The organism is Variovorax sp. OV329 (assembly GCF_900114785.1).
Classification (GTDB): Bacteria; Pseudomonadota; Gammaproteobacteria; order Burkholderiales; family Burkholderiaceae_C; genus Variovorax.
Genome location: NZ_FOUG01000009.1, coordinates 153,051 through 175,300 on the forward strand (window position 1 = coordinate 153,051; position 22,250 = coordinate 175,300).

Consider the following 22,250-nt stretch of genomic DNA (forward strand, 5'->3'; position numbering starts at 1 on the left):
GCGGGCCTTGGTGGAGTGGCCGCGCCAGCATACGGGCGATCAGCTGCGCTGCGCCAGCTCCGCCTCGGCGCGCAGCCAGCGGATGAAGTCCTGCGCATCGGCGTTGGCGTGGCCGCGCCGCGAGGTCTCGATGTAGTAGCCGCGGCTGGAGATGGCACCCGCGCCGAATGGCGCCACCAGCCGGCCCTCGCGCAGCATCTCGGCGAGCAGGGGCATGCGGCCGATCACCACGCCCTGCCCCGCCACGGCGGCCGCCACCGCGTCGGTGTAATGGGTGAAGCGCACCGTGCTCTTCATGCGCAGGTCCTTCAGCCGCATGATCTCCAGCCACGGGTCCCAGTCCATCGTGGGCGCCAAGCCCATGCCGGGCGCGTCGATGGTCAGCAGGGTCTGCTGCGCCAGGTCGGCGGGCTCGCGCAGCGCGGCGGCGATGGCGGGTGCGCACAGCGGCATCACCGATTCCTCGAACAGGGCCGGCCCGGTGCCGCGGGCGATGGGCACGAAGCGCACCGCCAGGTCGAGCCGGGCGCGGTCCAGGTCGTCCACCACTTCGAGGGAGGCGGACACCCGCACGTCCACCTGAGGATGGCTGGCGGTGAAGTGCGCCAGGCGCGGAATGAGCCACAGCGAGGCGAAGCCCGGCGTGCAGGTCATGGCCAGCTGGCGCGGCGCCTGCACCGCGCGGATGCGGGCCGTGGCGTCGCGCAGGCGCTCCAGGCATTCCACCGCGGCGCGCTGCAGGATGCGGCCGGGGTCGGTGAGCACGATCGCGCGGTGGCGGCGCTCGAAGAGCAGCACGCCCAGGCCCTCCTCCAGCTGCGCGATCTGGCGGCTGACGGCGGACTGGGTCAGGTGCAGCGCCTCGGCGGCCTTGGTGAAGCTCAGGGTGCGGGCCGCGGCGTCGAAGCTGACCAGCAATTCCAGCGGCGGGAGGTCGTGCCCGGGTGAAAGGGGCTTCACATTCTCTGGACGCATGCAATGAGTTCCGAATGATCGTGTGACGTACGGGAATCGGCTCACTATATTCATTCTCATGATGAATGCGAAGGAGTGTTTTCCCATGCGCACCGAAGCTGTCTCCACCTTCAAGATCGAGTTGCCGCGCCATGCCATCTTCACGGTGGCGGACATCGCCGGCGTGGACATCGAATGCCAGAGCGGCTGCGTCTGGCTGACCCTGGACGACGACACGCGCGACCTGGTGCTGGAACCGGGCGAGCGATTCGTCGGCGACATCCACCGGCGCGTGCTGGTGTCCGCCTTCGAGCCCTCGAGCATCCGCGTGTCGCACGCGCTGCCCGCCGCCATGCCGCTGCCTGCCACGCCACGCGGGACCTCGGCGTCGCACGTGCGACTCGTGCCGCGCGGGTTGTCCCCGGCTTGACCCGGGGCGGGCTGCCGCCGAACCATCGACCCTTTCGTCCCGTGCCGCCCCGCAGGCGGCATTCGCGTTTTTCTCGAAGGAGTCGAACATGGCAGAGGCATATATCGTCGCCATCGCGCGCACCGCCGGTGGCCGGCGCGGCGGCAAGCTGGCCGGATGGCATCCGGTGGACCTGGCGGCCCAGGTCATCGATGCGCTGGTGACGCGCAGCGGCATCGACCCGGCGGCCGTGGAGGACGTGATCCTCGGCTGCGTGAGCCAGGTGGGCGAGCAGGCCACCAACGTGGCGCGCAACGCGGTGTTGGCATCGAAGCTGCCCGAGTCGGTTCCCGGCACCTCGGTGGACCGGCAGTGCGGCTCCTCGCAGCAGGCGCTGCACTTCGCGGCGCAGGCCGTAATGTCCGGCAGCATGGACGCGGTGATCGCCGGCGGCGTGGAAAGCATGACGCGCGTGCCCATGTTCACCCCCAACGCGCTGCCGCAGAAGGCAGGCCTGGGCATCTACATGAGCCCGGGCATGCAGGCGCGCTACCCCGGCGTGGAGTTCAGCCAGTTCACCGGCGCCGAGATGATCGCGGTGAAGTACGGCCTCGAGAAGGTCGCGCTGGACCGCTATGCGCTGCAAAGCCACGAGCGCGCCATCGCCGCCGTGAAGGCCGGCGCCTTCGACGGGGAGATCATTTCCATCGAGGTGCTCACCGCCGAGGGCCAGGGCAGCGGCCAGATGCATGCGCAGGACGAAGGCATCCGCTTCGAAGCCAGCCTGGAGGGCATCGCCGGGGTGAAGCTGATCCGCGAGGGCGGCCGCTGCACGGCTGCCAGCGCCAGCCAGATCTGCGACGGCGCCAGCGGCGTGCTGGTGGTCAACGAGCGCGGCCTGAAGGCGCTGGGCGTGAAGCCGCTGGCGCGCATCCACCACATGAGCATGCTGGGGCACGACCCGGTGATCATGCTGGAGGCGCCCATCCCCGCCACGGCGCGTGCGCTGCAGAAGGCGGGCATGAAGATCCAGGACATCGACCTGTACGAGGTCAACGAGGCCTTCGCACCGGTGCCGCTGGCCTGGCTGCAGACGCTGGACGCCGACCCCGCGCGCATCAACGTGAACGGCGGCGCCATCGCGCTGGGCCATCCGCTGGGCGCCTCGGGCACCAAGCTGATGACCACGCTGGTCAACGCGCTGCACAAGCGCGGCAAGCGCTACGGACTGCAGACCATGTGCGAAGGCGGCGGCATGGCGAACGTGACCATCGTCGAGCGGCTTTGATCATGAGCCCCCACGCTCATCACTTCGTGTATCGAGGCCGCCCGAGCGGGCGGCCGGGCTGACGCTGACATGTCGACGGTACTCTGCGACGTCGAGGATGGCATCGCCACCCTCAGCCTGAACCTGCCGCACAAGCTCAACCCCATCGCCGCCGAACTGCAGCAGGAGTTGCGCGCGCAACTGGCCCGCGTCCGTGACGACAAGAGCGTGCGCGCGCTGGTGCTCACCGGCAGCGGCAAGGCCTTCTGCGTGGGCGCCGACCTGGGCACCATGCGCAACACCGGCGGCCAGAGCCTGGGCGACGCCACCGCCGAATGGATGCAGACGCTGAGCCACCCGCTGATCCAGGACCTGCGCACGATGCCGGTGCCGGTGCTGTGCGCGGTCAACGGCCCGGCTGCCGGCGCGGGCGTGGGCCTGGCGCTGGCCTGCGACGTCGTGATCGCGGCGAAGAGCGCCTACTTCTACCTGCCCTTCTTGCCCAAGCTGGGCATCGTGCCGGACCTGGGCTGCACCTGGGCCATCCCGCGCCTGGTGGGGCCGGCGCGCGCCATGGGCATGGCGCTGCTCGACGAGCGGCTGGATGCGGAGAAAGCGGTGCAATGGGGCCTGATCTGGGCCGCCTTCGACGACGAGCTTCTGTTGCTGGAAGCGCAGAAGATCGCGCAGCGCCTGGCCCGCCTGCCGGCGCACGCAGTGCTCGAGGCGCGCCAGGCCCTGGAAGCCTCGGCCCGCCACACGCTGCCCGAGCAGCTTCACTACGAGAGCGAGCGCCAGCGCGAACTCATCGATCAGCCCAGCTTCGCCGAGGGCGTGGCCGCCTTCCTGCAAAAACGCGCGCCGGTGTTCCCCGGCCGCTGAAACGCCATGACCATCGAACGCACCCTCTTCTCGCCCGAGCACCTGGCCTTCCGCGACAGCCTGCGCCGCTTCATGGCCAAGGAGATCGCGCCCTTCCACGAGGAATGGGAAGACCAGGGCTACGTGGCCCGCGAGGTCTGGAACAAGGCCGGCGAGAACGGCTTCCTGTGCATGTCGCTGCCCGAGGAATACGGCGGCGCGGGTGCCGACCTGCTGTATTCGGTGATCCAGTTCGAGGAGCTGTGGGCTGCCGGCCAGACCGGCATCGGATGGGGGCTGCACAGCGAGATCGTAGCGCCCTACATCCTGCGCTACGGCACGCCCGAGCAGAAGAGTAACTACCTGCCCAGGCTGGCCAGCGGCGAGATGATCGGCGCCATCGCCATGAGCGAACCCTCGGCCGGCTCCGACCTGCAGGCGGTGCGCAGCAGCGCGGTGAAGCAGTCCGACGGCAGCTTCGTGCTCAACGGCAGCAAGACCTTCATCACCAATGGCTGGCACGCCGATCTGGTGATCGTGGTGGCCAAGACCGACCCCGCGGCCGGCGCCAAGGGCACCAGCCTTTTCCTGGTCGAGCGCGGCATGCCGGGCTTCGAGAAGGGCAAGCGCCTGAAGAAGTTGGGCCTGAAGGCGCAGGACACCTCGGAGCTTTTCTTCAACGACGTGCGCCTGTCGGCCGACCAGCTGCTGGGCGGCGCGGCCATGGAGGGCAAGGGCTTCATCTGCCTGATGGAGCAGCTGCCCTGGGAGCGCCTGCAGATCGCCATCAGCGCGGTGGCGGCTTCGCAGGCAGCCATCGAGCAGACCGTGGCCTACGTGAAGGAACGCCACGTGTTCGGCCAGCCGGTGGCCGCCTTCCAGAACACGCGCTACACCCTGGCCGAGCTGCAGACCGAGGTGCAGGTGGCACAGGTCTTCGTCGACAAGTGCATCGAGCTGCTGATGGTCGAGAAGCTGGACACCGCGACCGCCAGCATGGCCAAGTACTGGTGCTCGGACCTGCAGTGCAAGGTGATGGACGAGTGCGTGCAGCTCTTCGGCGGCTACGGCTACATATGGGAGTACCCGGTGACCCGCGCCTACGCCGATGCGCGCGTGCAGCGCATCTACGGCGGCACCAACGAGATCATGAAGGAAGTGATCACGCGGGCGATGGGCCTGGGCGCGCCGCGCTAAAGCAGCCGCGACGGCGGGCCGGGGTAGGATGGCTCCATCATGCAATCAGCCGATGCCGCCACCTTCGGCGAGTCCTACTACCAGCGCTACTACTTCGACAAGAAGACCAGCGTGGCCGACCCCCAGCACATCGAGCGGCTGGGCGACTTCGTGTGCAACTACCTCAAGTACCTGCGCGTGCCGGTGGAGCGCGTGCTGGACGTGGGCTGCGGCATCGGGCTGTGGCGCGACATCGTGGCGCGGCACTTTCCGCAGGCCAGCTTCCAGGGCGTGGAGATCAGCCAGTACCTGTGCGAGCGCTACGGCTGGGAGCGCGGCTCGGTGGTGGACTACCAGGCCAAGGCGCCCTTCGACCTCGTCATCTGCCAGGGCGTGCTGGCCTACCTGAACCCGCAGGACCTCAAGCGTGCGCTGCGCAACCTGGGCACGCTCTGCCGGGGCGCGCTCTACATGGAAGTGGTGACGCGCGAGGACTACGAGCGCGACATCGTCGACGAGGACCTCACCGACCCGCAGCTGTTCCGCCACCGCGCCGACACCTACCGGCACGGCCTGGCGCGGCACTTCAAGGAGATGGGCGGCGGCGTGTGGCTGAGCCGGCAATCGGACGTGCCGGTCTTCGCGCTGGAAAGCGCGACGGACTGAGTTGACGACGAGGCCGGCAGGGGCGGCACCCGGCCATTGGGCGCACCGGCGCAATTGCGGAACAATGGGGCCATGAGCGCCACGAACGGCCAGCCTTTGCCAGCCATCGACCCCGCGCGCTGCCCCGTCTGCGGGCAGCTCAACCGCTGCGCGATGGAAGTCGCGCGCGAAACCGGCGTGGCGCAGCCGCCCTGCTGGTGCATGGGCGCCAACTTCACGCCCGAACTGCTGGGCGCCCTGCCCCAGCACGCGCGCAACGTCGCCTGCATCTGCGCCGACTGCAGCGCCAAGGCGCTCGCTGCCAAGGAGAACACCCCATGAGCCAGACCAATGCCTTCTACGCCCAGTCCGGAGGCGTGACCTCCGTCATCAACGCCTCGGCCTGCGGCGTGATCCAGGCCGCGCGGCGGCATCCCGACCGCATCGGCAAGGTCTACGCCGGGCGCAACGGCATCCTGGGCGCGCTGGACGAGGACCTGATCGACACCGGCCTGGAATCCGACGAGGCCATCGCCGCGCTGCGCAGCACGCCGGCCGGCGCCTTCGGCTCCTGCCGCTACAAGCTCAAGTCGCTGGAGAAGAACCGGCGCGAGTACGAGCGGCTCATCGAGGTCTTCAAGGCGCACGGCATCGGCTATTTCTTCTACAACGGCGGCGGCGACTCGGCCGACACCTGCTTCAAGATGAGCCAGCTCTCGCAGTCGATGGGCTATGCGCTGCAGGCCATCCACGTGCCCAAGACCATCGACAACGACTTGCCGCTGACCGACTGCTGCCCCGGCTTCGGCTCGGTGGCCAAGTACGTGGCGGTGTCCACGCTGGAAGCGTCATTCGACGTGCGCTCCATGGCCGCCAGTTCCACCAAGGTCTTCGTGCTGGAGGTCATGGGCCGCCATGCCGGCTGGATCGCCGCGGCCGGCGCGCTGGCGGCGGACCACGGCATTCCGGTGGTGGTGCTCTTTCCCGAGATCGAGTTCGACCAGGCGGGCTTCCTCGCGCGCGTCGATGCGCTGGTGAAGCACCACGGCTACTGCACGGTGGTGGTGTCCGAGGGCTGCCATCACGCGGACGGCAGCTTCCTGGCCGAGCAGGGCTCGCGCGATGCCTTCGGCCACGCGCAGCTCGGCGGCGCGGCGCCGGTGGTGGCGCAGATGGTGAAGGACGCGCTGGACTACAAGTTCCACTGGGCCGTGGCCGACTACCTGCAGCGCTCGGCGCGGCACATCGCCTCGGCCACCGACGTGGAGCAGGCCTACGCCGTGGGCCAGCGCGCGGTGGAACTGGCATTGGAGGGGAAGAACGCGGTCATGCCCTGCATCGAGCGCACTTCCGACTCGCCCTACGCCTGGCGCATCGGCAGCGCGCCGCTGGACCAGGTGGCCAACACCGAGAAGAAGATGCCGCGCGACTTCATCTCGCCCGACGGCTACGGCATCACCGAGGCCTGCCGCCGCTACCTGCTGCCGCTGATCGAGGGCGAGGACTATCCGGCGTACCGCAATGGGATGCCGGTGTACGCGACCCTCGCGCTGAAATCGGTGCAGAAGAAGCTAGCGCCCTTCGAGCGGAGCTGACTTGAGCACCTGCATCAGCTAATGCGGCTACGCCATGAGCGAGTGCGGCGCATGACACCCTGTCATTCATTGATTTTTGTGTAACTTCCGAGCCGTTCGGCGGCCGCTCTTGTACCCCGGTACTTCGCTTTTAGATTTTCAAGAATCTCGTCAAGCCCTTTGCAAGCGTCATTGACCGAGCTTACCCACCTCTTCGATTCCTGAACATCTTCAGGCGGCTCCTCCCCACGCAAGGTGTCGCATGTACTTCGCCGTGCGATGAAGCTTTCGATTTCGTCCGGCGGTGTCGATCCAGAACAACTCGCCTGAACAAGGACGAGTGCGACCCAAAAGAGAGTCCTTCTAGTGCCCATTGTCAGACCAATGCGGCCTATCTGCCGCTCCACCGGAGAATTTCAGGACGCCGTAAGTTGCGCCGACCTTGTGCAACTCGGCATTCATTCCGGTTCGAGGGGTGGATTCAATGGTTTGTGCGGAACCATCGCTGCTCCTGATCTCCAAACCATCGCTCCAACTGATGTTCATATCAATCGCCGCGCCCTCCGTATGCCTCGACTGAAGCGCCGGCGCGACCTGCAATCCATTCATTTGAAAGGCAGTCACCATTTCTTCGGCAGCCTTCCTCGACGCCGCATCCGTTGGGTGAACCCATTCAATATTCACTCCGTTCATGCTCGCCGCAGACTCCGGTTTGGCTCCATTTGCAATTCTCCATGACCAATGCATCAAATACGCACGCTCTGGAGGCCTGAAGGTTGCCGAAATTATTACAGTCGCACCAGCGGCATCCAAGGCGGTTTTGAACGAACTCATGTTTGACTTGAAAGGCTGATGCAGATCATCTATTTGCCTACTACCGGGAAAACGGGCGCACCACTGCGGGCCACTTAACTCTCTCGCTATGCTAACGACAGCAGGTGCTCGATCCGCTGTCGGAGTCAGTCGTGCTTGTCTTGTCGCCATAAAAAGGAACCTCGATTGTTGCAACCTGCGGTGCATCCGCGTAAATTGAATTGGTCATTCCGAAGATATCCGTAACGCCGTGATACTCGCGACCATCGTCGAGGGTGACCTTATAGGGCAAAAATGCGAACGCCTTCTGGGAAGATTCAACGATTACTTTGAATTGGAGATCGTGAGTTCCACCCTCAGCGAACTCAAGCGTTCTTTTTGCCACAAGGAGCGTGCGAGCGGGGGCCTGTTCTGCAATTAATTGCGAGCCGCATTCCGTTTTGCATCCATCATAGCAAAGCGGAATTCCATTCCACGTATTGCTTGGAAGACCCTCAATGATCTTGTTCACCCCGTGCACTGGACAAAAAACGAGATCACCCAACTTCAATACTGGGAGGTCGTTCCAGCTTTGGGCATCGGTGCCGGAAATGGCCACACCACCGTGTGTCGTCTTATCTCCGACGACGGACTGGCTCTTGCCATTGCTAAAAGTCAATCGGCCGAATGAAGCCATGCGATGCCTCCTATTTCGATTGACGAAAGCCTTCAATCAGAAACCCGGAAACTGGCAACTCCTCGTAGATGCAAATTCGAGCGACTTGGACGGGTGTGCTCACAATTCGATCACCGCCACTGACGTGACTACCCACGACGGCAGCCGATCGCCCCTCCACAACTGCTCCAATGCCGGCACCTGAAGTGATGCTTTCCTCTCTCCCATCAGGATAGTTAACGACGTCGCCCACAAGCGCAACTTCCCGTCCGTCCATATTCATTTTGCTCGAAGCGCTGACGACTGCGCCCCCTCGTGGGTCTCTGCGCCAACAGTTGCGATCCAGTGACAACTTATTAAAGTGAGGCTCGCCAGGTATTCTGCATGACACTTTTTATAACGAATTGCATATTCTCCCCATGATTCGTCATTTGACTTTTCAATAAAATTGAAACCTGACTGCATCACAAGCCCCCTTGCAAGTTGAAAATCAAAATTCTAGATATGCCGCCCCTTTTTTGGCAAGCCGCTTCAGTCAAAAAAAACTGGCGAAAGCTTTTTTTGCAAAAGCAAATTAATCGGGGAGCCTGTCAAATACTCAAAATTCGACGGTCCCGCGTAGCACTTGATAGGGGGCCAGGAGTGGTGTACTTCGCGAAGCGAGCCAGGCACACCGCGAACGATCGGTCGGCCCCGGCTCCAGAGCATGCCCGGGGCCGTTCTTCTATTCTTGGAACCACTTCAGGGTTCGCGCCGCTGCGTCACGAGCTGGTGCACGAACTGCAGCTTGCGCACCACGGCATGCGGCAGCGCGAAGGGGTAGGTGTCGTGCTGCCCCATGCTGCGGGCGAACTCGTTGAGCACGTGCGTGAGCCGCACCCAGCCGTTGAGGAAATCCAGGAAGTGGCCGGCATCGGGATCGTCCGGCTGCCACAGGTCGGCCGAGTGGAAGAGGTCGTCGTCCGCAATTTCCACCTTCAGCGCATTGACACCGAAGCTCAGTGCCGTGTCGGCCGTGTCGGCCATGTGCAGGTAGTGCGCCCAGGTCTCGGCCCAGTCCTCCCAGGGATGGGCGGCGGCGTAGGAGCTGATGTAGCTGGAGGCCCAGTCGGGCTTCGGACCCTCCTGGTAATGCTGCTGCAGCGCCTGCGCATAGTCTTCGCGCTCGTCGCCGAAGAGCTCGCGGAAGGCCGTCAGCCAGTCCTCGCGCGGGGCCACCAGCAGGTCCCAGTAGTAGTGGCCGATCTCGTGGCGGAAGTGGCCCAGCAGGGTGCGGTAGGGCTCGCCCATCTGCGCGCGCACCTGCTCGCGCACGGCGTCGTCGGCCTCGGCCACGTTCAGCGTGATGGTGCCGCCGGCGTGGCCGGTGAGCACCGGCAGGCCGGGCATCTCCGAGAGGAAGTCGAAGGCCAGGCCATGCACCGGGTCGCTCACCCGCGTGGTCACCGGCAGGCCCAGCGCCAGCAGTTGCGAGATCAGGCGCCGCTTGGCCTGCTCCAGCAGGTTCCAGCGCTGCGGGTTCTCGGGCACCGACAGGTCCGGAATGGTGCGGGTGGTGCTGCACGCCAGGCACATGCCCGGCAAAAGGCCGTGGGCCGCGGGGTCGGGCGCCTCGCCCTCCACCGCCTCGGCCGGCACCATCCAGTTGCAGCCCGAGGCGCTCAGGAAATTGGCGCAGCGCAGGTACTGCGGTCCCTGCGGATCGCCGAACACGGTGAAGCGCTCGCTGCCTTCCACCGGCGCCAGCGGCAGCACACCGAACTGCTCGGTCACGAAGCCCAAGGGCGTGGCGCAGGCCAGGCAGCGGCTGTTGCGCAGGAACACCGGCCGCCCGCACTGGCATTGGTAGGCGCGGCTCACGGTGGGCGCGACCAGCGGTTCAGCGGGAGTGTCGGCGGGCGCGGCGCCCGGTACGGTCGAGGCAAGTTCTGACATGGGGGCCCTTGTTTTCCGCGGACATTGTGCGGGCGCCAACGCGACTGCCTTGTCAGCGCAAAGGCCGATATCCTCGGGGTGAAGTGCCCCGAGCGGCACGCCCGCCTCCTCGATGAAACCCGACATCCCCCCTCCCGCCGCCGCGCCGGCCATGCCCACCCTGCGCGAGCGCTACGGCGAGCGCTACCGCTGGTACCTGCTGCTCTCGGTCATGGTGGGGACGATGGCGTCCATCATGTCCTCCACCATCGTCAACGTGGCGATCCCGGGCATGAGCCACCACTTCTCGCTCGGGCAGGAGCGCGCGCAGTGGGTCACCTCGGGCTTCATGGTGTCGATGACAGTGGCGATGCTCACCACGCCCTGGCTGCTGGGGCGCTTCGGCTACCGGCGCACCTACGTGGGCACCATGGTCCTGCTGCTGGCCGGCGGCATCGTCGGCGGGCTGGCCACGCAGTTCTGGGTGGTGCTGGCCGCGCGGGTGGCCGAAGGTCTTGCGGCCGGGGTGGTGCAGCCCATTCCGGCCATCATCATCCTGCGCGCCTTCGAGCCGCACGAGCAGGGCCGCGCCAGCGGGCTGTTCGGCATGGGCGTGGTGCTGGCGCCGGCCATCGGGCCCAGCATCGGCGGCGTGCTGGTCGACCTGTTCGGCTGGCGCTCCATCTTCTTCATGGTGGTGCCCTTCTGCCTGGTGTCGCTGTGGGCGGCCTACAAGTTCGTGCCCACCACGGCGCCCGGCGGCATCACCGCCGAGCGCGGCGCGCGGCTGGACTGGGGCGGACTGGCGCTGGCCACGGTGGGCACGCTGTGCCTGCTCAACGGACTGGTGGAACTGCGCGGCGGCACGCCGCTGGAAAGCGTCGGGCTGCTGGTCGGGGCGGCGGTGTCGCTGGTGGCCTTCATCGCCTGGCAGAAGCGCATGGCGGCCAACGGCGGCGCGCCGCTGATGAACCTGGCGCTGTTCGGCTACCGGCAGTTCGCCATGGGCAGCGTGGTGGCCTTCATCTACGGCACCGCCCTGTTCGGCTCGACCTACCTGCTGCCGGTGTACATGCAGGTGGGGCTGCAGCTGTCGGCCTCGTACGTGGGCACCATCATGCTGCCGGCGGGCATCGTGCTGGCCGTGACCATCGCCTGGGTCGGGCGGCTGGCGGACCGGCAGCCCACCTGGCTGCTGGTGAGCATCGGCCTGGCACTGCTGACCGCTTCCTTCGCGCTGATGCTGGTGATCCACCTGGGCAGCGCGATCTGGCTGCTGGTGCTCTTTGCCGGCATCGGGCGGCTGGGGCTTGGCTTCATCCTGCCCTCGCTCAACCTGGGTTCGATGCGGCCGCTGGCCAAGCCGCTCATTCCCCAGGGCGCCAGCGCCATCAACTTCGTGCGCATGCTGGGCGGCGCGGCCGGCGTGAGCCTGTGCGCCATCGTGCTGGAGTGGCGGCTGGCCGCGCATGGCGACTCGCTGGCCAATGCCGCCACCAGCCCGGCGCGGCTGGCGGCCTTCGACGAGGTGTTCATGCTGCTGGCCGGCATCTGCGCGCTGGCCATCTGCGCCGCCTGGCAGCTGCGCGAACGGCCGCAGGCTCCGACGCCCACGCCCGAGGCGCGCTGAAAAAACCCGGGCGCGTTTTCGCGCTCTAATGACGCGATGTGCCAACTGCTGGGAATGAACTGCAACACGCCGACGGACGTGACCTTCAGCTTCACGGGCTTCGCCCAGCGCGGGGGCCGCACCGACCACCATGCCGACGGCTGGGGCATCGCCTTCTTCGAGGACCGCGGGCTGCGCCACTTCGTGGACCACCAGCCGGCCTGCGAGTCGCCGGTGGCCGAGCTGATCCGCCGCTACCCCATCCGCAGCCGCAACGTGGTGGCGCACATCCGCAAGGCCACGCAGGGCGAGATCAACCTGCAGAACTGCCACCCCTTCGTGCGCGAGCTGTGGGGCCGCTACTGGGTGTTCGCCCACAACGGCGACCTGAAGGACTTCCGCCCGCGCCTGCACGGCAACTTCCACCCCGTGGGCAACACCGACAGCGAGCATGCCTTCTGCTGGATCATGCAGGAGCTGGCCAAGTCGCATGCCGGCGTGCCTAGCGTGGACGAGCTGACGCTCACCCTCAAGGAGCTGGCCCCGCGCATCGCAAAGCACGGCACCTTCAACTTCATGCTGTCCAACGGGCAGGCGCTGTGGGCCCACGCCTCGACGCACCTGTGGCACGTCGAGCGCCGCCATCCCTTCGCGGCGGCGCAACTGGCGGACGAGGACCTGTCGATCGACTTCGCGCAGCACACCACACCCACCGACCGGGTGGCGGTGGTGGTCACGACGCCGCTCACGACCAACGAGGACTGGGTGGCCTTCACCCCGGGTGAATTGCGCGTTTTCGTCGACGGCCGCCTCCAGCCAGGCTGATTGGCATGCGCCTGCGCGGTGCTTCCGCGCAACACCTAGACGCGCTTCGGCGTCGAACGTCCTGCAAATGAAGACAAAGGCATGGGTGGCCGCGGCCGTACCCTCAATAATAGGCATTCTCATTTGCAAGAACTAAAAGGTCCCGCCGTGGCTGCTCCTCACACCTCCAGATTCACCCTGCGCGCCATTGCGCTGGCAGCCGCCGCGGCCACGCAGGTCTTCGGCGCCTACGCGCAGACCGGCACCGCCCCGGCGCCCGCGACGTCGGCAGGCACCCTGACCGCGATCACGGTGGAAGCCAGCGCAGACGCCTCGGCCGAAGGCCTGACCAAGCCCTTCGCGGGCGGCCAGGTGGCGCGCGGGGGCAAGGTGGGCATCCTGGGCAACCAGGACATCATGAGTACGCCCTTTACAACCACGAGCTTTACCAACGAGCTGATCCAAAACCAGCAGGCCAAGAGCGTGGCGGACGTGCTGCAGAACGACCCGTCGGTGCGCGTCGCGCGCGGCTTCGGCAATTTCCAGGAAACCTACTTCATCCGCGGTTTCCTGCTGAGTTCGGACTCGATCGCCTATAACGGCCTGTACGGCTTATTGCCGCGTCAATACATCTCGTCCAACTTGTTCGAGCGTGTTGAGGTGCTGCGCGGCCCGAGCGCGTTCCTCAATGGTGCAGCACCCGGTGGCGACGGCATTGGTGGTTCCGTCAACCTGCTGCCAAAGCGCGCCGGCAATGAACCGCTCACCGCGTTGACGCTAGGCGTGTCCAGCGGCTCGCAGTGGTACGGGGCTGCCGACATATCGCGCCGCTTCGGCCCCGACCAGAGTCTGGGTATCCGCGTTAATGCCGCACGCCGCGACGGCGGTACCGGCGTTGACAACGAGGATGTCGAGATGAGTGTGGCCTCAGTGGGCTTGGACTGGCGCAGTCGCAACGTGCGCCTGTCGGCCGACGTCGGCTATCAGGACCATCGCCTGAGCCAGACCCGTACCAACGTCGACATCGCCGCCGCCACTGTCGTGCCCTCGGCGCCGGACGCCTCAAAGAACTGGGCGCAGCCCTGGACCTACTCGAACGAGCGCGACACCTTCGGCACGGTGCGCGGCGAAGTGGACATCACCGACAACGTCACGGCCTGGTTCGCCGGCGGCATGCGCGATGGCTACGAGGCCAACAGCCTGGCCGGCCTGAGCGTGAACAACGGCACCACCGGCGACGGCAGCTTCTACCGCTTCGACAACGCTCGCCGCGACAAGATCCAGACTGGCGAGCTCGGCATCCGGGGCAAGTTCAACACCGGCTCGGTATCGCACCAGGTGGTGGGCGCGTACTCGTACTATGACGAGAACCGCAAGAACGCCTTCCGCTACGACTTCTTCAACCAGTTCTCCACCAACCTCTACAACCCGGTCATTTATCCGAAGCCCGCCTTCAGCGCAGGCAGCGATGTGTTCGGCTTCGGCAACGACCTGGACAACCCGGCCACCACAAACAAGAACCGTCTGATCAGCTATGCCATCGGCGACACGCTGGGCTTCCTGAACGACACGCTGCTGGTCACGGTAGGCGCGCGCTACCAGACCATGGACTTGGAAAGCTTCGCCTACAACACCGGCGCCCTGCAAAGCGGCTACGACCAGAACAAGACCAGCCCGATCGGCGGCGTGGTCTGGAAGGCCACCACGGAAATCTCGGTCTACGGCAACTACGTCGAGGCCCTGTCTCCAGGCGAGACGGCGCCCGCGACGATCGCCGGCCAGCCGGTGCTCAACGTCGGCGAGCAGCTCGCACCCTACGTGTCCAAGCAGAAGGAAGTGGGCGTGAAGTGGGACGGCGGCTCGCTGGGCGCCACTGCCTCCTACTTCACCATCGACAAGCCGCGCGCCCTGCGCAACAGCGCCGGCTACTTCGTCGCCGAGGGCAAGGACAATCACCAGGGCGCGGAATTCAATGTGTTCGGCGAACCGGTGCGCGGGTTCCGCGTGCTCGGCGGCGTCACCTTCCTGGATGCCAAGCAGAAGGACACCGGCGACGCGCTCACCGATGGCAAGCGCGTGATCGGCGTGCCGAACACGCAGGGCACCCTCGGCCTGGAGTGGGACGTGATCGGCGTACGCGGGCTGACGCTGGAAGGCCGCATGATCGCTAGTTCGAGCAGCTATTCCGATTCGGCCAACACGCTGCGCGTGCCGGGCTGGAGCCGCTTCGACCTCGGCGCGCGCTACGTCATGGACGTGAGCGGCAAACTGGTTACTTTGCGCGGCCGTGTCGAGAACGTCGCCGACCGCGATTACTGGGCATCGGTGGGTGGCTACCCTGGCGCGGGCTACTTGGTGCTGGGCAATCCGCGCACGTTTAGCCTGACGGCCACCATGGAGTTCTGATCGACCGGCGCGTCGCAGCGTCCTAAAGACTAAGGCCCGGCGCCGCAAGGCGGCCGAGCCTTTGTCTTTTTGTGGAGCGTGCGGCTACTTGCCCGAAGCCACCAGCTTCTCCAGCGCGTCGATGAACATCGCCGGCACGTCGAAGCCGGTCTGCTCGGTGATTTCCTGGAAGCAGGTGGGGCTGGTCACGTTGATCTCGGTGAGCGAGCCGCCGATCACGTCCAGGCCCACCAGCAGCAGGCCGCGCTTGGCCAGCACCGGGCCGATGGCCTCGGCGATCTTCAGGTCCTCGGGCGTGAGCGGCTGGGCCACGCCCAGGCCGCCGGCCGCCAGGTTGCCGCGCACTTCCGTGCCCTGCGGAATGCGCGCCAGGCTGTAGGGCACCGGCTTGCCGTCGATGACCAGCACGCGCTTGTCGCCCTTGACGATGTCGGGCACGAAGCGCTGCACCATGATCGTCTCGGCGCCGTCCTTGTTGAGCGTCTCGATGATGGAGCCCAGGTTCAGCGCATCGGCCTTCACGCGGAAGATGCCCATGCCGCCCATGCCGTCCAGGGGCTTGAGAATGATGTCCTGGTGCTCTGCATGGAAGGCGCGCACCGCCTGCGCATCGCGCGTCACCAGCGTGGGCGTCGTGTGCTCGGCGAACTCCATGATCGCCAGCTTCTCCGGGTGGTCGCGCAGCGAGCGCGGCTTGTTGACCACGCGCGCGCCCTCGCGCTCGGCCTGCTCCAGCAGGTGCGTGGCGTAGATGTACTCGGCGTCGAAGGGCGGGTCCTTGCGCATCAGCACCGCGTCGTATTCGTGCAGCGGCACTTCCCGCAAGGTCTCGACGCGGAACCACGCGTCCTTCTCTCCGGTGAGCACGATCTCGCGCACCTTGGCCGTCACCGGCCGGCCGCGCTGCCAGGCGAGGTCCTGCGGCACGCAGGCCGCGAGCTTGTGGCCGCGGCGCTGCGCCTCCCGCATCATCGAGAAGGTGGTGTCCTTGTAGATCTTGAAGAGTTCGAGGGGGTCGGCAACGATGAGGATGTTCATGGCGAGGCGGTCTTTCCTGCGGATTCGTTCTTGCTGCTGTTGCTGTTGCTGTCGTGGTGCGCGGTCCGCGTGCGCCGGCCCAGGCCCTGGATGGCCAGTGCCAGCGCACCGGCCACCACGCCCCAGAAGGCCGAGCCCACGCCGGCCACCGTGACGCCCGACAGGGTGACGAGGAAGGTGATGAGTGCGGCCTCGCGATGCGATTCGTCGCGCACCGCCAATGCCAGTCCACTGCCGATGGTGCCCAGCAGCGCCAGGCCGGCAATGGCCGCCACCAGTTCCTTGGGGAAGGCGGTGAGCAGCCCGGTCACGGCCGCGCCGAAGAAGCCGATCAGCACGTAGATGGCGCCGCAGGAGACGGCCGCGGTGTAGCGCCGCGCGGGATCTTCATGCGCCTCGCGGCCCATGCAGATGGCCGCGGTGATGGCGCTGAGGTTGAGCGCGAAGGCGCCGAAGGGCGCCAGCAGGAGGGTCATCACGCCGGTGAAGCTGATCAGCCTGGAGATCGGCATCTGGTAGCCCGCGGCACGGATCGCCGCCACGCCCGGCAGGTTCTGCGAGGCCATGGTCACCACGAAGAGCGGCAGCGCCAGGCTCACTGCCGCCTGCCAGGTGAAGGCGGGCAGGGTGAACACCGGCTTCGCAAGTTCGAAGTGCACCGCCGACCAGGCCAGCTCGCCGCGCGCCGCGACGAAGGCGATGGCCACCACCAGCGTGAGCGGCACCGCATAGCGCGGCAGCAGGCGCCGCGCGACCAGGTAGGTGGCCAGCATCAGCAGCACCAGCGGCAGCGCCGTCTGCGCCGCCAGGAAGGCCTGCAGCCCGAAGCGCGCCAGCACGCCGGCCAGCAGGGCCGAGGCGATCTCCATCGGGATGCGGTTCATCACCCGCTCGAACCAGCCGGTGGCGCCGGCCACGGTGATGAGCGCGGCGCTGAGCATGAAGGCGCCCACCGCCTCGTTCATCGAGAAGCCAGCGCCGGCCACGGCCAGCACCGCGGCGCCGGGGGTGCTCCAGGCGATCATCACCGGCTTCCTCCACAGGAGCGAGGGCAGCATCGAGGCCAGGCCCATGCCGATGCCCAGCGCCCACATCCACGAGGCGATCTGGCCGGCGTTGGCGCCGAAGGCCTGCGCCGCCTGGAACACGATGGCCACCGAGCTGGTGAAGCCCACCAGCACGGCGACGAAGCCGGCGGTGAAGGCCGAGAGGCTCAGGTCCTTGAAAAAACGCATGGCGGCGATTGTGCCGGCCCGTGAAAGATCGCGCCCCGCAGGGCAAATGCGCCGCAGCCAAAGACCAGGGCGCCCGCGGAACCGGCTTCGTCGGGCCGCTGGGTGCGCCCCCTCGCAGGGGGTTGGCGGACCAGCGAAGCAGGGTAGCCTGGGGGTGGGCTAGATTTCTATCTTGCTTCCCAACTCCACCACCGCATTGTTCGGCAGGCTGAGGAAGTCCGCCGCCCCGCTCGCGTTGTGGTGCATCTGCGCAAACAGCTTCTCGCGCCAGGGCGCCATGCCGCTGCCCAGCGTGGGAATGACCACGTCTCGCGACAGGAAGTAGCTGGTGGTCATGGGCTCGAGCTGGCAGCCGCGCATGCGGGTGCCGTCCAGCGCGCTGGGCAGGTCGATGTCGTTCTTGAAGCCGTAATGCACGATCACCTGCCAGCAGTGGCGGCCCAGTGGCTCCATCTCGATGCGCTTGTCCATCGGGATCCAAGGAACCTCGTGGTTGCGCACCGTCACGAACAGGTTGTACTCGTGCAGCACCTTGTTGTGCTTGAGGTTGTGCAGCAGGGCGTTGGGTACCACGCCCGGCTCGGCGGTGAGGAAGACCGCGGTGCCGTCCACCCGCGCCGGCGGGTTGACGAAGACCGATTCCAGGAAGGCGCGCAGGTCGATCGCGTCCTGGCGCTGCACCTCGTGCATCAGGCGCCGCCCTTCCTTCCAGGTGAGCATGAGCGTGAACACCGCGCCACCGATCAGCAGCGGGAACCAGCCGCCTTCCAGCAGCTTGAGGAGGTTGGAGGCCCAGAAGGCGAAGTCCACCACGAAGAAAGTGGCGGTGGCGCCGATGCACAGCGCCAGCGGCAGCTTCCAGGCGAAGCGGATGACGAAGAAAGTGAGCACCGTGGTGATCAGCATGTCGGTGGTCACCGCAATGCCGTAGGCCGCCGCCAGGTTGCTGGAGCTGCGGAACATCACCACCGCCAGCACGATCGCCACGAACAGGCCCCAGTTGACGAAGGGGATGTAGATCTGCCCGGCCGTGCGCACGCTGGTGTGCTCGATGTTCAGGCGCGGCAGGTAGCCCAGCTGGATGGCCTGGCGCGTCACGCTGAAGGCGCCGGTGATCAGCGCCTGCGAGGCAATCACCGTGGCCAGCGTGGCCATGACCACCAGCGGAATGACGGCCCACTCGGGCGCCATCATGAAGAAGGGGTTCTTCACCGCCGAGGGCTCGCGCAGCAGCAGCGCGCCCTGGCCGAAGTAGTTGAGCGTGAGCGAGGGCATCACCACCGAGAACCAGGCGATGCGGATCGGCCCCTTGCCGAAGTGGCCGAGGTCGGCATAGAGCGCCTCGGCCCCGGTCACGCACAGCACGGTCGCGCCCAGGATGAGGAAGCTGGTGCCCGGGTTGTTCCAGATGAAGCCCAGCGCGTAGTGCGGGCTCAGGGCCCACAGGATCTCGGGGTGCGTGACGATCTGTGCCACGCCCAGGACGGCGATGGCGAGGAACCAGACGAGCGTGATCGGGCCGAAGAAGCGGCCGATGCCCGCGGTGCCATGCTTCTGCAGCGCGAACAGGCCGAAGAGCACCACCAGCGTGATCGGGATCACGTATTCCTTGAAGTGCGGCGACACGACCTCCAGGCCTTCCACCGCCGACAGCACGGAGATGGCCGGCGTGATGACGCCGTCGCCGTAGAACAGCGAGGTGCCGAAGATGCCCACCGTGAGCAGCACGTTGCGCAGCCGCGGGCGGCCGACCACCGCCTGCGAGGCCAGCGCCAGCATGGCGATCAGGCCGCCCTCGCCCTCGTTGTCGGCGCGGAGCACCAGCACCACGTATTTCAGCGAGACGATGATGGTCAGCGTCCAGAAGAACATCGACAGGATGCCGAAGACGTTCTCGAAGTTGAACATCACGCGGTCGTGGCTGAAGACCTCCTTCATCGCATACAGCACGCTGGTGCCGATGTCGCCGTAGACAACGCCGATGGCGGCCAGGATCAGCCCTGCGGAGGCCGTGGACTTGTGGGAAGACACGTTGTGTGACAGCGAAGGTCGTGGCGGCTGGCTTGTTCGTGCCGGGAGATGCTGCGTCCCGCCGATGCCGTGCTCGCCTGCGCCCGCGGGCGTTGCGTTGTTCTGGGAGGGGTATTGTGCAGTCACGCCGGGGCGCCGCCAATGAAAGGCGGCGGCCCGGCGGCGAGGCTCACTCGTAGACTTCGGCGTCCGGGTCGGTGGCTTCGAGTTCGTAGCTGGCGGCCACCATGGCCAGCCGGCCGATCACGCCGTACATGTAGAAGCGATTCGGCGCACTGGCGCCAGGCTTGGCGCCCGGCTGCGGTAAGTGCGCACTTTCAGAAAACGCCAGGGGCACGTAGCTGGCCCCGGGCGAATCCAGGTTCTCGTCGATGCTGCGCTCGGCATGCACCCGGTAGAAGCCGCCCACAACGTAGCGGTCCATCATGTAGACCACCGGCTCGGCCACGCCGTCGTGCACCCGCTCGCGGGTGAGCACGCCTTCCTGCACGATGATCTCGCTGCCCAGCGCCGGGGCCGGACGGCCGCCGGCGCGCGGCTTGAACAGGGCCTCGAGGTCCTTCATGTCGCGCACCGTCATCACGCCCACGCCATTGGTGCCGTTGTCGGGCTTGACGATGACGAAGGGCTTCTCGTTGATGCCGTATTCCTTGTACTTGCGGCGCACCTTGGTGAGCAGTTGGTCGACGTGGGTGGCCAGCAGGTCCTGCCCGGCGCCGGTGGACAGGTCCACCTCCTCGGCGTGGCTGGACATGGGGTTGATCAGCCAGGGGTCGATGCCCAGCAGCTTGCCGAAGCGCTTGGACACCTCTTCGTAGCTGCGGAAATGCTTGCTCTTGCGGCGCACCGACCAGCCGGCGTGCAGCGGCGGCAGCAGGTACTGCTCGTGCAGGTCTTCCAGGATGCCCGGCACGCCCGCCGACAGGTCGTTGTTCAACAGGATGGTGCAGGGGTCGAAGTTCTTCAGGCCCAGGCGGCGCTTGCTGCGCACCACCGGCTCCAGGCAGACGCTCTCGCCGTGCGGCAGCACGATCTTCTTGGGCGACTTGATGGCCGGGTCGATGGAACCCACCTTCACGTTCAGGCCGGCCATCTGGAAGATGCGCACCAGCTGGGCCACGTTGGCCAGGTAGAAGGTGTTGCTCGAGTGGTTCTCGGGGATCACCAGCAGGTTGCGGGCCTCGGGGCAGATCTTCTCGATGGCCGCCTGCGCCGCCTGCACCGCCAGCGGCAGCATTTCCTGGGTGAGGTTGTTCCAGCCCCCGGGGTAGAGGTTGGTGTCCACCGGCGCCAGCTTGAAGCCGGCGTTGCGGATGTCCACCGAGCTGTAGAAGGGCGGAGTGTGTTCCATCCATTCCAGGCGGAACCAACGCTCGATGGCTGGCATCGAGTCGAGCACACGCTGCTCGAGTTCGTTGATCGGCCCGGTCAGGGCGGTGACGAGATGGGGGACCATGCGGCAGCCTTGTTATGCGTGTTCTTGCTTGAGCTCAGAACGCAATTGTAGATTTGGGCCAATTGCGTCCAGGACAAGTGGCCCCTCGCCGCGAAAGGCCAGCCGCCGGCTACGTACGCAGTTCGCCCTGGCCCAGCACCACGTACTTCAGCGAAGTCAGCCCCTCGATGCCCACCGGGCCGCGGGCATGGAACTTGTCGGTGCTGATGCCGATTTCCGCCCCCAGCCCGAACTCGAAGCCGTCGGCGAAGCGCGTGCTGGCGTTGACCATGACGCTGGCCGAGTCCACCTCGCGCAGGAAGCGCTGGGCGTTGACGTGGTCGCGCGTGACGATGGCGTCGGTGTGGTGGCTGGAGAAATGGTTGATGTGGGCGATGGCCTCGTCCACGCCCGCCACCACCTTGATGCTGATGACGGCGGCCAGGTACTCCTCGTACCAGTCGGACTCCACCGCGTCCACCACCCTAGCGCCGTCCGGCAGCGCGCCGGGCGCTCGAAGGATGGCGGCGGCCTCGGGATCGCAGCGCATCTCCACGCCCTTGGCCGCAAAGATGGCGCCGATCTGCGGCAGGAAGGCGGCCGCCACCGAGCGCGCCACCAGCAGGCCCTCGGCGGCGTTGCAGGGGCTGTACTTCTGGGTCTTGGCGTTGTCGACGATGCGCACCGCCATGGGCAGCTCGGCGGTGTCGTCCACGAAGACGTGGCAGTTGCCGTCCAGGTGCTTGATCACCGGCACCTTGGCGTCGCGGCTGATGCGCTCGATCAGGCCCTTGCCGCCGCGCGGGATGATCACGTCCACGTACTGGGGCATGGCGATGAGGCGGCCCACCGCCTCGCGGTCGGTGGTCTGCACCAGCTGCACCGCATCGGCCGGCAGGCCGGCCTCCAGCAGCGCCTCGCCCACCAGCAGCGCCAGCGCCTTGTTCGACTCGATGGCTTCCGAGCCGCCACGCAGGATGGCCGCATTGCCGCTCTTGATGGCCAGGCTGGCTGCCTCGATGGTCACGTTGGGCCGGCTCTCGAAGATCATGCCGAACACGCCGATGGGCACGCGCATCTGGCCCACGCGGATGCCGCTGGGCTGCTGGCGCATGCCGATGATCTCGCCGATGACGTCAGGCATGGTGGCCAGCTGCTCGCAGCCCTCGGCCACGGTGGCCAGCACCTTGGGCGTGAGCTTCAGGCGGTCCACCATGGGCGCGGGCAGGCCGGCGGCACTCGCGCGCTCCACGTCGCGGGCGTTGGCGGCCTGCAGCTCGGCACCGGCCTCGCGCAGGCGGCGGGCAAGGGCCTTCAGGGCCTTGTTCTTGGTGGCGGCATCGGCACGGGCCATCGCGGCCGCGGCGGTCTTGGCCTGCGCACCCAGGGCCAGCATGTGTTCGTCGACGTTGAAGGCGTTCATG

20 protein-coding genes are annotated in these 22,250 nt (G+C 66.7%); 10 read left to right on the plus strand and 10 right to left on the minus strand.

Features of this window, described 5'->3' with window-relative positions; all coding sequences use genetic code 11:
- Positions 1-39: 39 nt before the first annotated feature.
- Positions 40-975, minus strand: coding sequence for a LysR substrate-binding domain-containing protein (locus BM345_RS17050; protein ID WP_093381352.1), 936 nt, complete (start codon positions 973-975; stop codon positions 40-42).
- Positions 976-1,060: 85 nt separating this feature from the next.
- Here BM345_RS17050 and BM345_RS17055 point away from each other — a divergent pair, with 85 nt between their 5' ends.
- From BM345_RS17055 to BM345_RS17085, 7 genes are all read left to right on the plus strand, one after another.
- Complete coding sequence (locus BM345_RS17055; protein ID WP_093381354.1) at positions 1,061-1,384, plus strand: DUF2917 domain-containing protein; 324 nt, start codon at positions 1,061-1,063, stop codon at positions 1,382-1,384.
- 88 nt (positions 1,385-1,472) lie between these two features.
- Positions 1,473-2,651, plus strand: coding sequence for an acetyl-CoA C-acetyltransferase (locus BM345_RS17060; RefSeq protein WP_093381356.1), 1,179 nt, complete (start codon positions 1,473-1,475; stop codon positions 2,649-2,651).
- 69 nt (positions 2,652-2,720) lie between these two features.
- Positions 2,721-3,512 (plus strand): enoyl-CoA hydratase-related protein, encoded by a 792-nt coding sequence (locus BM345_RS17065; RefSeq protein ID WP_093381358.1) that lies wholly within the window; start codon positions 2,721-2,723, stop codon positions 3,510-3,512.
- 6 nt (positions 3,513-3,518) lie between these two features.
- Entirely contained in the window at positions 3,519-4,688 is a 1,170-nt protein-coding gene (locus BM345_RS17070) for an acyl-CoA dehydrogenase family protein (RefSeq protein WP_093381360.1), read from the plus strand.
- 39 nt (positions 4,689-4,727) lie between these two features.
- The gene (locus BM345_RS17075) at positions 4,728-5,333 is read left to right on the plus strand and encodes a class I SAM-dependent methyltransferase (protein WP_093381362.1); all 606 of its coding nucleotides are present in this window, start codon (positions 4,728-4,730) and stop codon (positions 5,331-5,333) included.
- A gap of 72 nt (positions 5,334-5,405) precedes the next feature.
- Positions 5,406-5,654, plus strand: coding sequence for a cysteine-rich CWC family protein (locus BM345_RS17080; protein WP_093381364.1), 249 nt, complete (start codon positions 5,406-5,408; stop codon positions 5,652-5,654).
- Entirely contained in the window at positions 5,651-6,907 is a 1,257-nt protein-coding gene (locus BM345_RS17085) for a 6-phosphofructokinase (protein WP_093381366.1), read from the plus strand. Before BM345_RS17080 ends, BM345_RS17085 begins: the two co-directional genes overlap by 4 nt.
- Before the next feature lie 342 nt (positions 6,908-7,249).
- Here BM345_RS17085 and BM345_RS17090 read toward each other — a convergent pair whose 3' ends face one another.
- From BM345_RS17090 to BM345_RS17105, 4 genes are all read right to left on the minus strand, one after another.
- Entirely contained in the window at positions 7,250-7,720 is a 471-nt protein-coding gene (locus BM345_RS17090; protein WP_254789780.1) for a hypothetical protein, read from the minus strand.
- 91 nt (positions 7,721-7,811) lie between these two features.
- Complete coding sequence (locus BM345_RS17095) at positions 7,812-8,375, minus strand: PAAR domain-containing protein (RefSeq protein ID WP_093381368.1); 564 nt, start codon at positions 8,373-8,375, stop codon at positions 7,812-7,814.
- A 10-nt stretch (positions 8,376-8,385) separates the two neighbouring features.
- On the minus strand, positions 8,386-8,745 hold the full coding sequence (locus tag BM345_RS30860; protein ID WP_368086485.1) for a PAAR domain-containing protein: 360 nt from the start codon (positions 8,743-8,745) through the stop codon (positions 8,386-8,388).
- A 350-nt stretch (positions 8,746-9,095) separates the two neighbouring features.
- Positions 9,096-10,289 carry a zinc-binding metallopeptidase family protein gene (locus BM345_RS17105; protein ID WP_093381372.1) on the minus strand — a complete coding sequence of 398 codons (1,194 nt, stop codon included), beginning with the start codon at positions 10,287-10,289 and terminating at the stop codon, positions 9,096-9,098.
- A 112-nt stretch (positions 10,290-10,401) separates the two neighbouring features.
- Between BM345_RS17105 and BM345_RS17110 the strand changes: the two genes are divergently transcribed.
- From BM345_RS17110 to BM345_RS17120, 3 genes are all read left to right on the plus strand, one after another.
- On the plus strand, positions 10,402-11,898 hold the full coding sequence (locus BM345_RS17110) for an MFS transporter (protein WP_093381374.1): 1,497 nt from the start codon (positions 10,402-10,404) through the stop codon (positions 11,896-11,898).
- Positions 11,899-11,934: 36 nt separating this feature from the next.
- On the plus strand, positions 11,935-12,702 hold the full coding sequence (locus tag BM345_RS17115) for a class II glutamine amidotransferase (protein WP_093381376.1): 768 nt from the start codon (positions 11,935-11,937) through the stop codon (positions 12,700-12,702).
- Positions 12,703-12,849: 147 nt separating this feature from the next.
- Complete coding sequence (locus BM345_RS17120; RefSeq protein ID WP_254789781.1) at positions 12,850-15,087, plus strand: TonB-dependent receptor; 2,238 nt, start codon at positions 12,850-12,852, stop codon at positions 15,085-15,087.
- A gap of 84 nt (positions 15,088-15,171) precedes the next feature.
- Here BM345_RS17120 and gshB read toward each other — a convergent pair whose 3' ends face one another.
- From gshB to BM345_RS17145, 5 genes are all read right to left on the minus strand, one after another.
- Positions 15,172-16,125: a glutathione synthase gene (gene gshB / locus BM345_RS17125; protein ID WP_093381380.1), complete on the minus strand. Its 954-nt coding sequence runs from the start codon at positions 16,123-16,125 to the stop codon at positions 15,172-15,174.
- Positions 16,122-17,360, minus strand: a complete 1,239-nt coding sequence (locus BM345_RS17130) for a benzoate/H(+) symporter BenE family transporter (RefSeq protein ID WP_093381382.1) — start codon at positions 17,358-17,360, stop codon at positions 16,122-16,124. The genes gshB and BM345_RS17130 overlap by 4 nt, the downstream gene beginning before the upstream one ends.
- A gap of 159 nt (positions 17,361-17,519) precedes the next feature.
- The gene (locus BM345_RS17135; protein WP_093381384.1) at positions 17,520-19,391 is read right to left on the minus strand and encodes a potassium transporter Kup; all 1,872 of its coding nucleotides are present in this window, start codon (positions 19,389-19,391) and stop codon (positions 17,520-17,522) included.
- Between the two features lie 169 nt (positions 19,392-19,560).
- Entirely contained in the window at positions 19,561-20,847 is a 1,287-nt protein-coding gene (gene gshA / locus BM345_RS17140) for a glutamate--cysteine ligase (RefSeq protein ID WP_093381386.1), read from the minus strand.
- A gap of 109 nt (positions 20,848-20,956) precedes the next feature.
- Positions 20,957-22,249, minus strand: coding sequence for a glutamate-5-semialdehyde dehydrogenase (locus tag BM345_RS17145; protein WP_093381388.1), 1,293 nt, complete (start codon positions 22,247-22,249; stop codon positions 20,957-20,959).
- Position 22,250 lies beyond the last annotated feature (1 nt).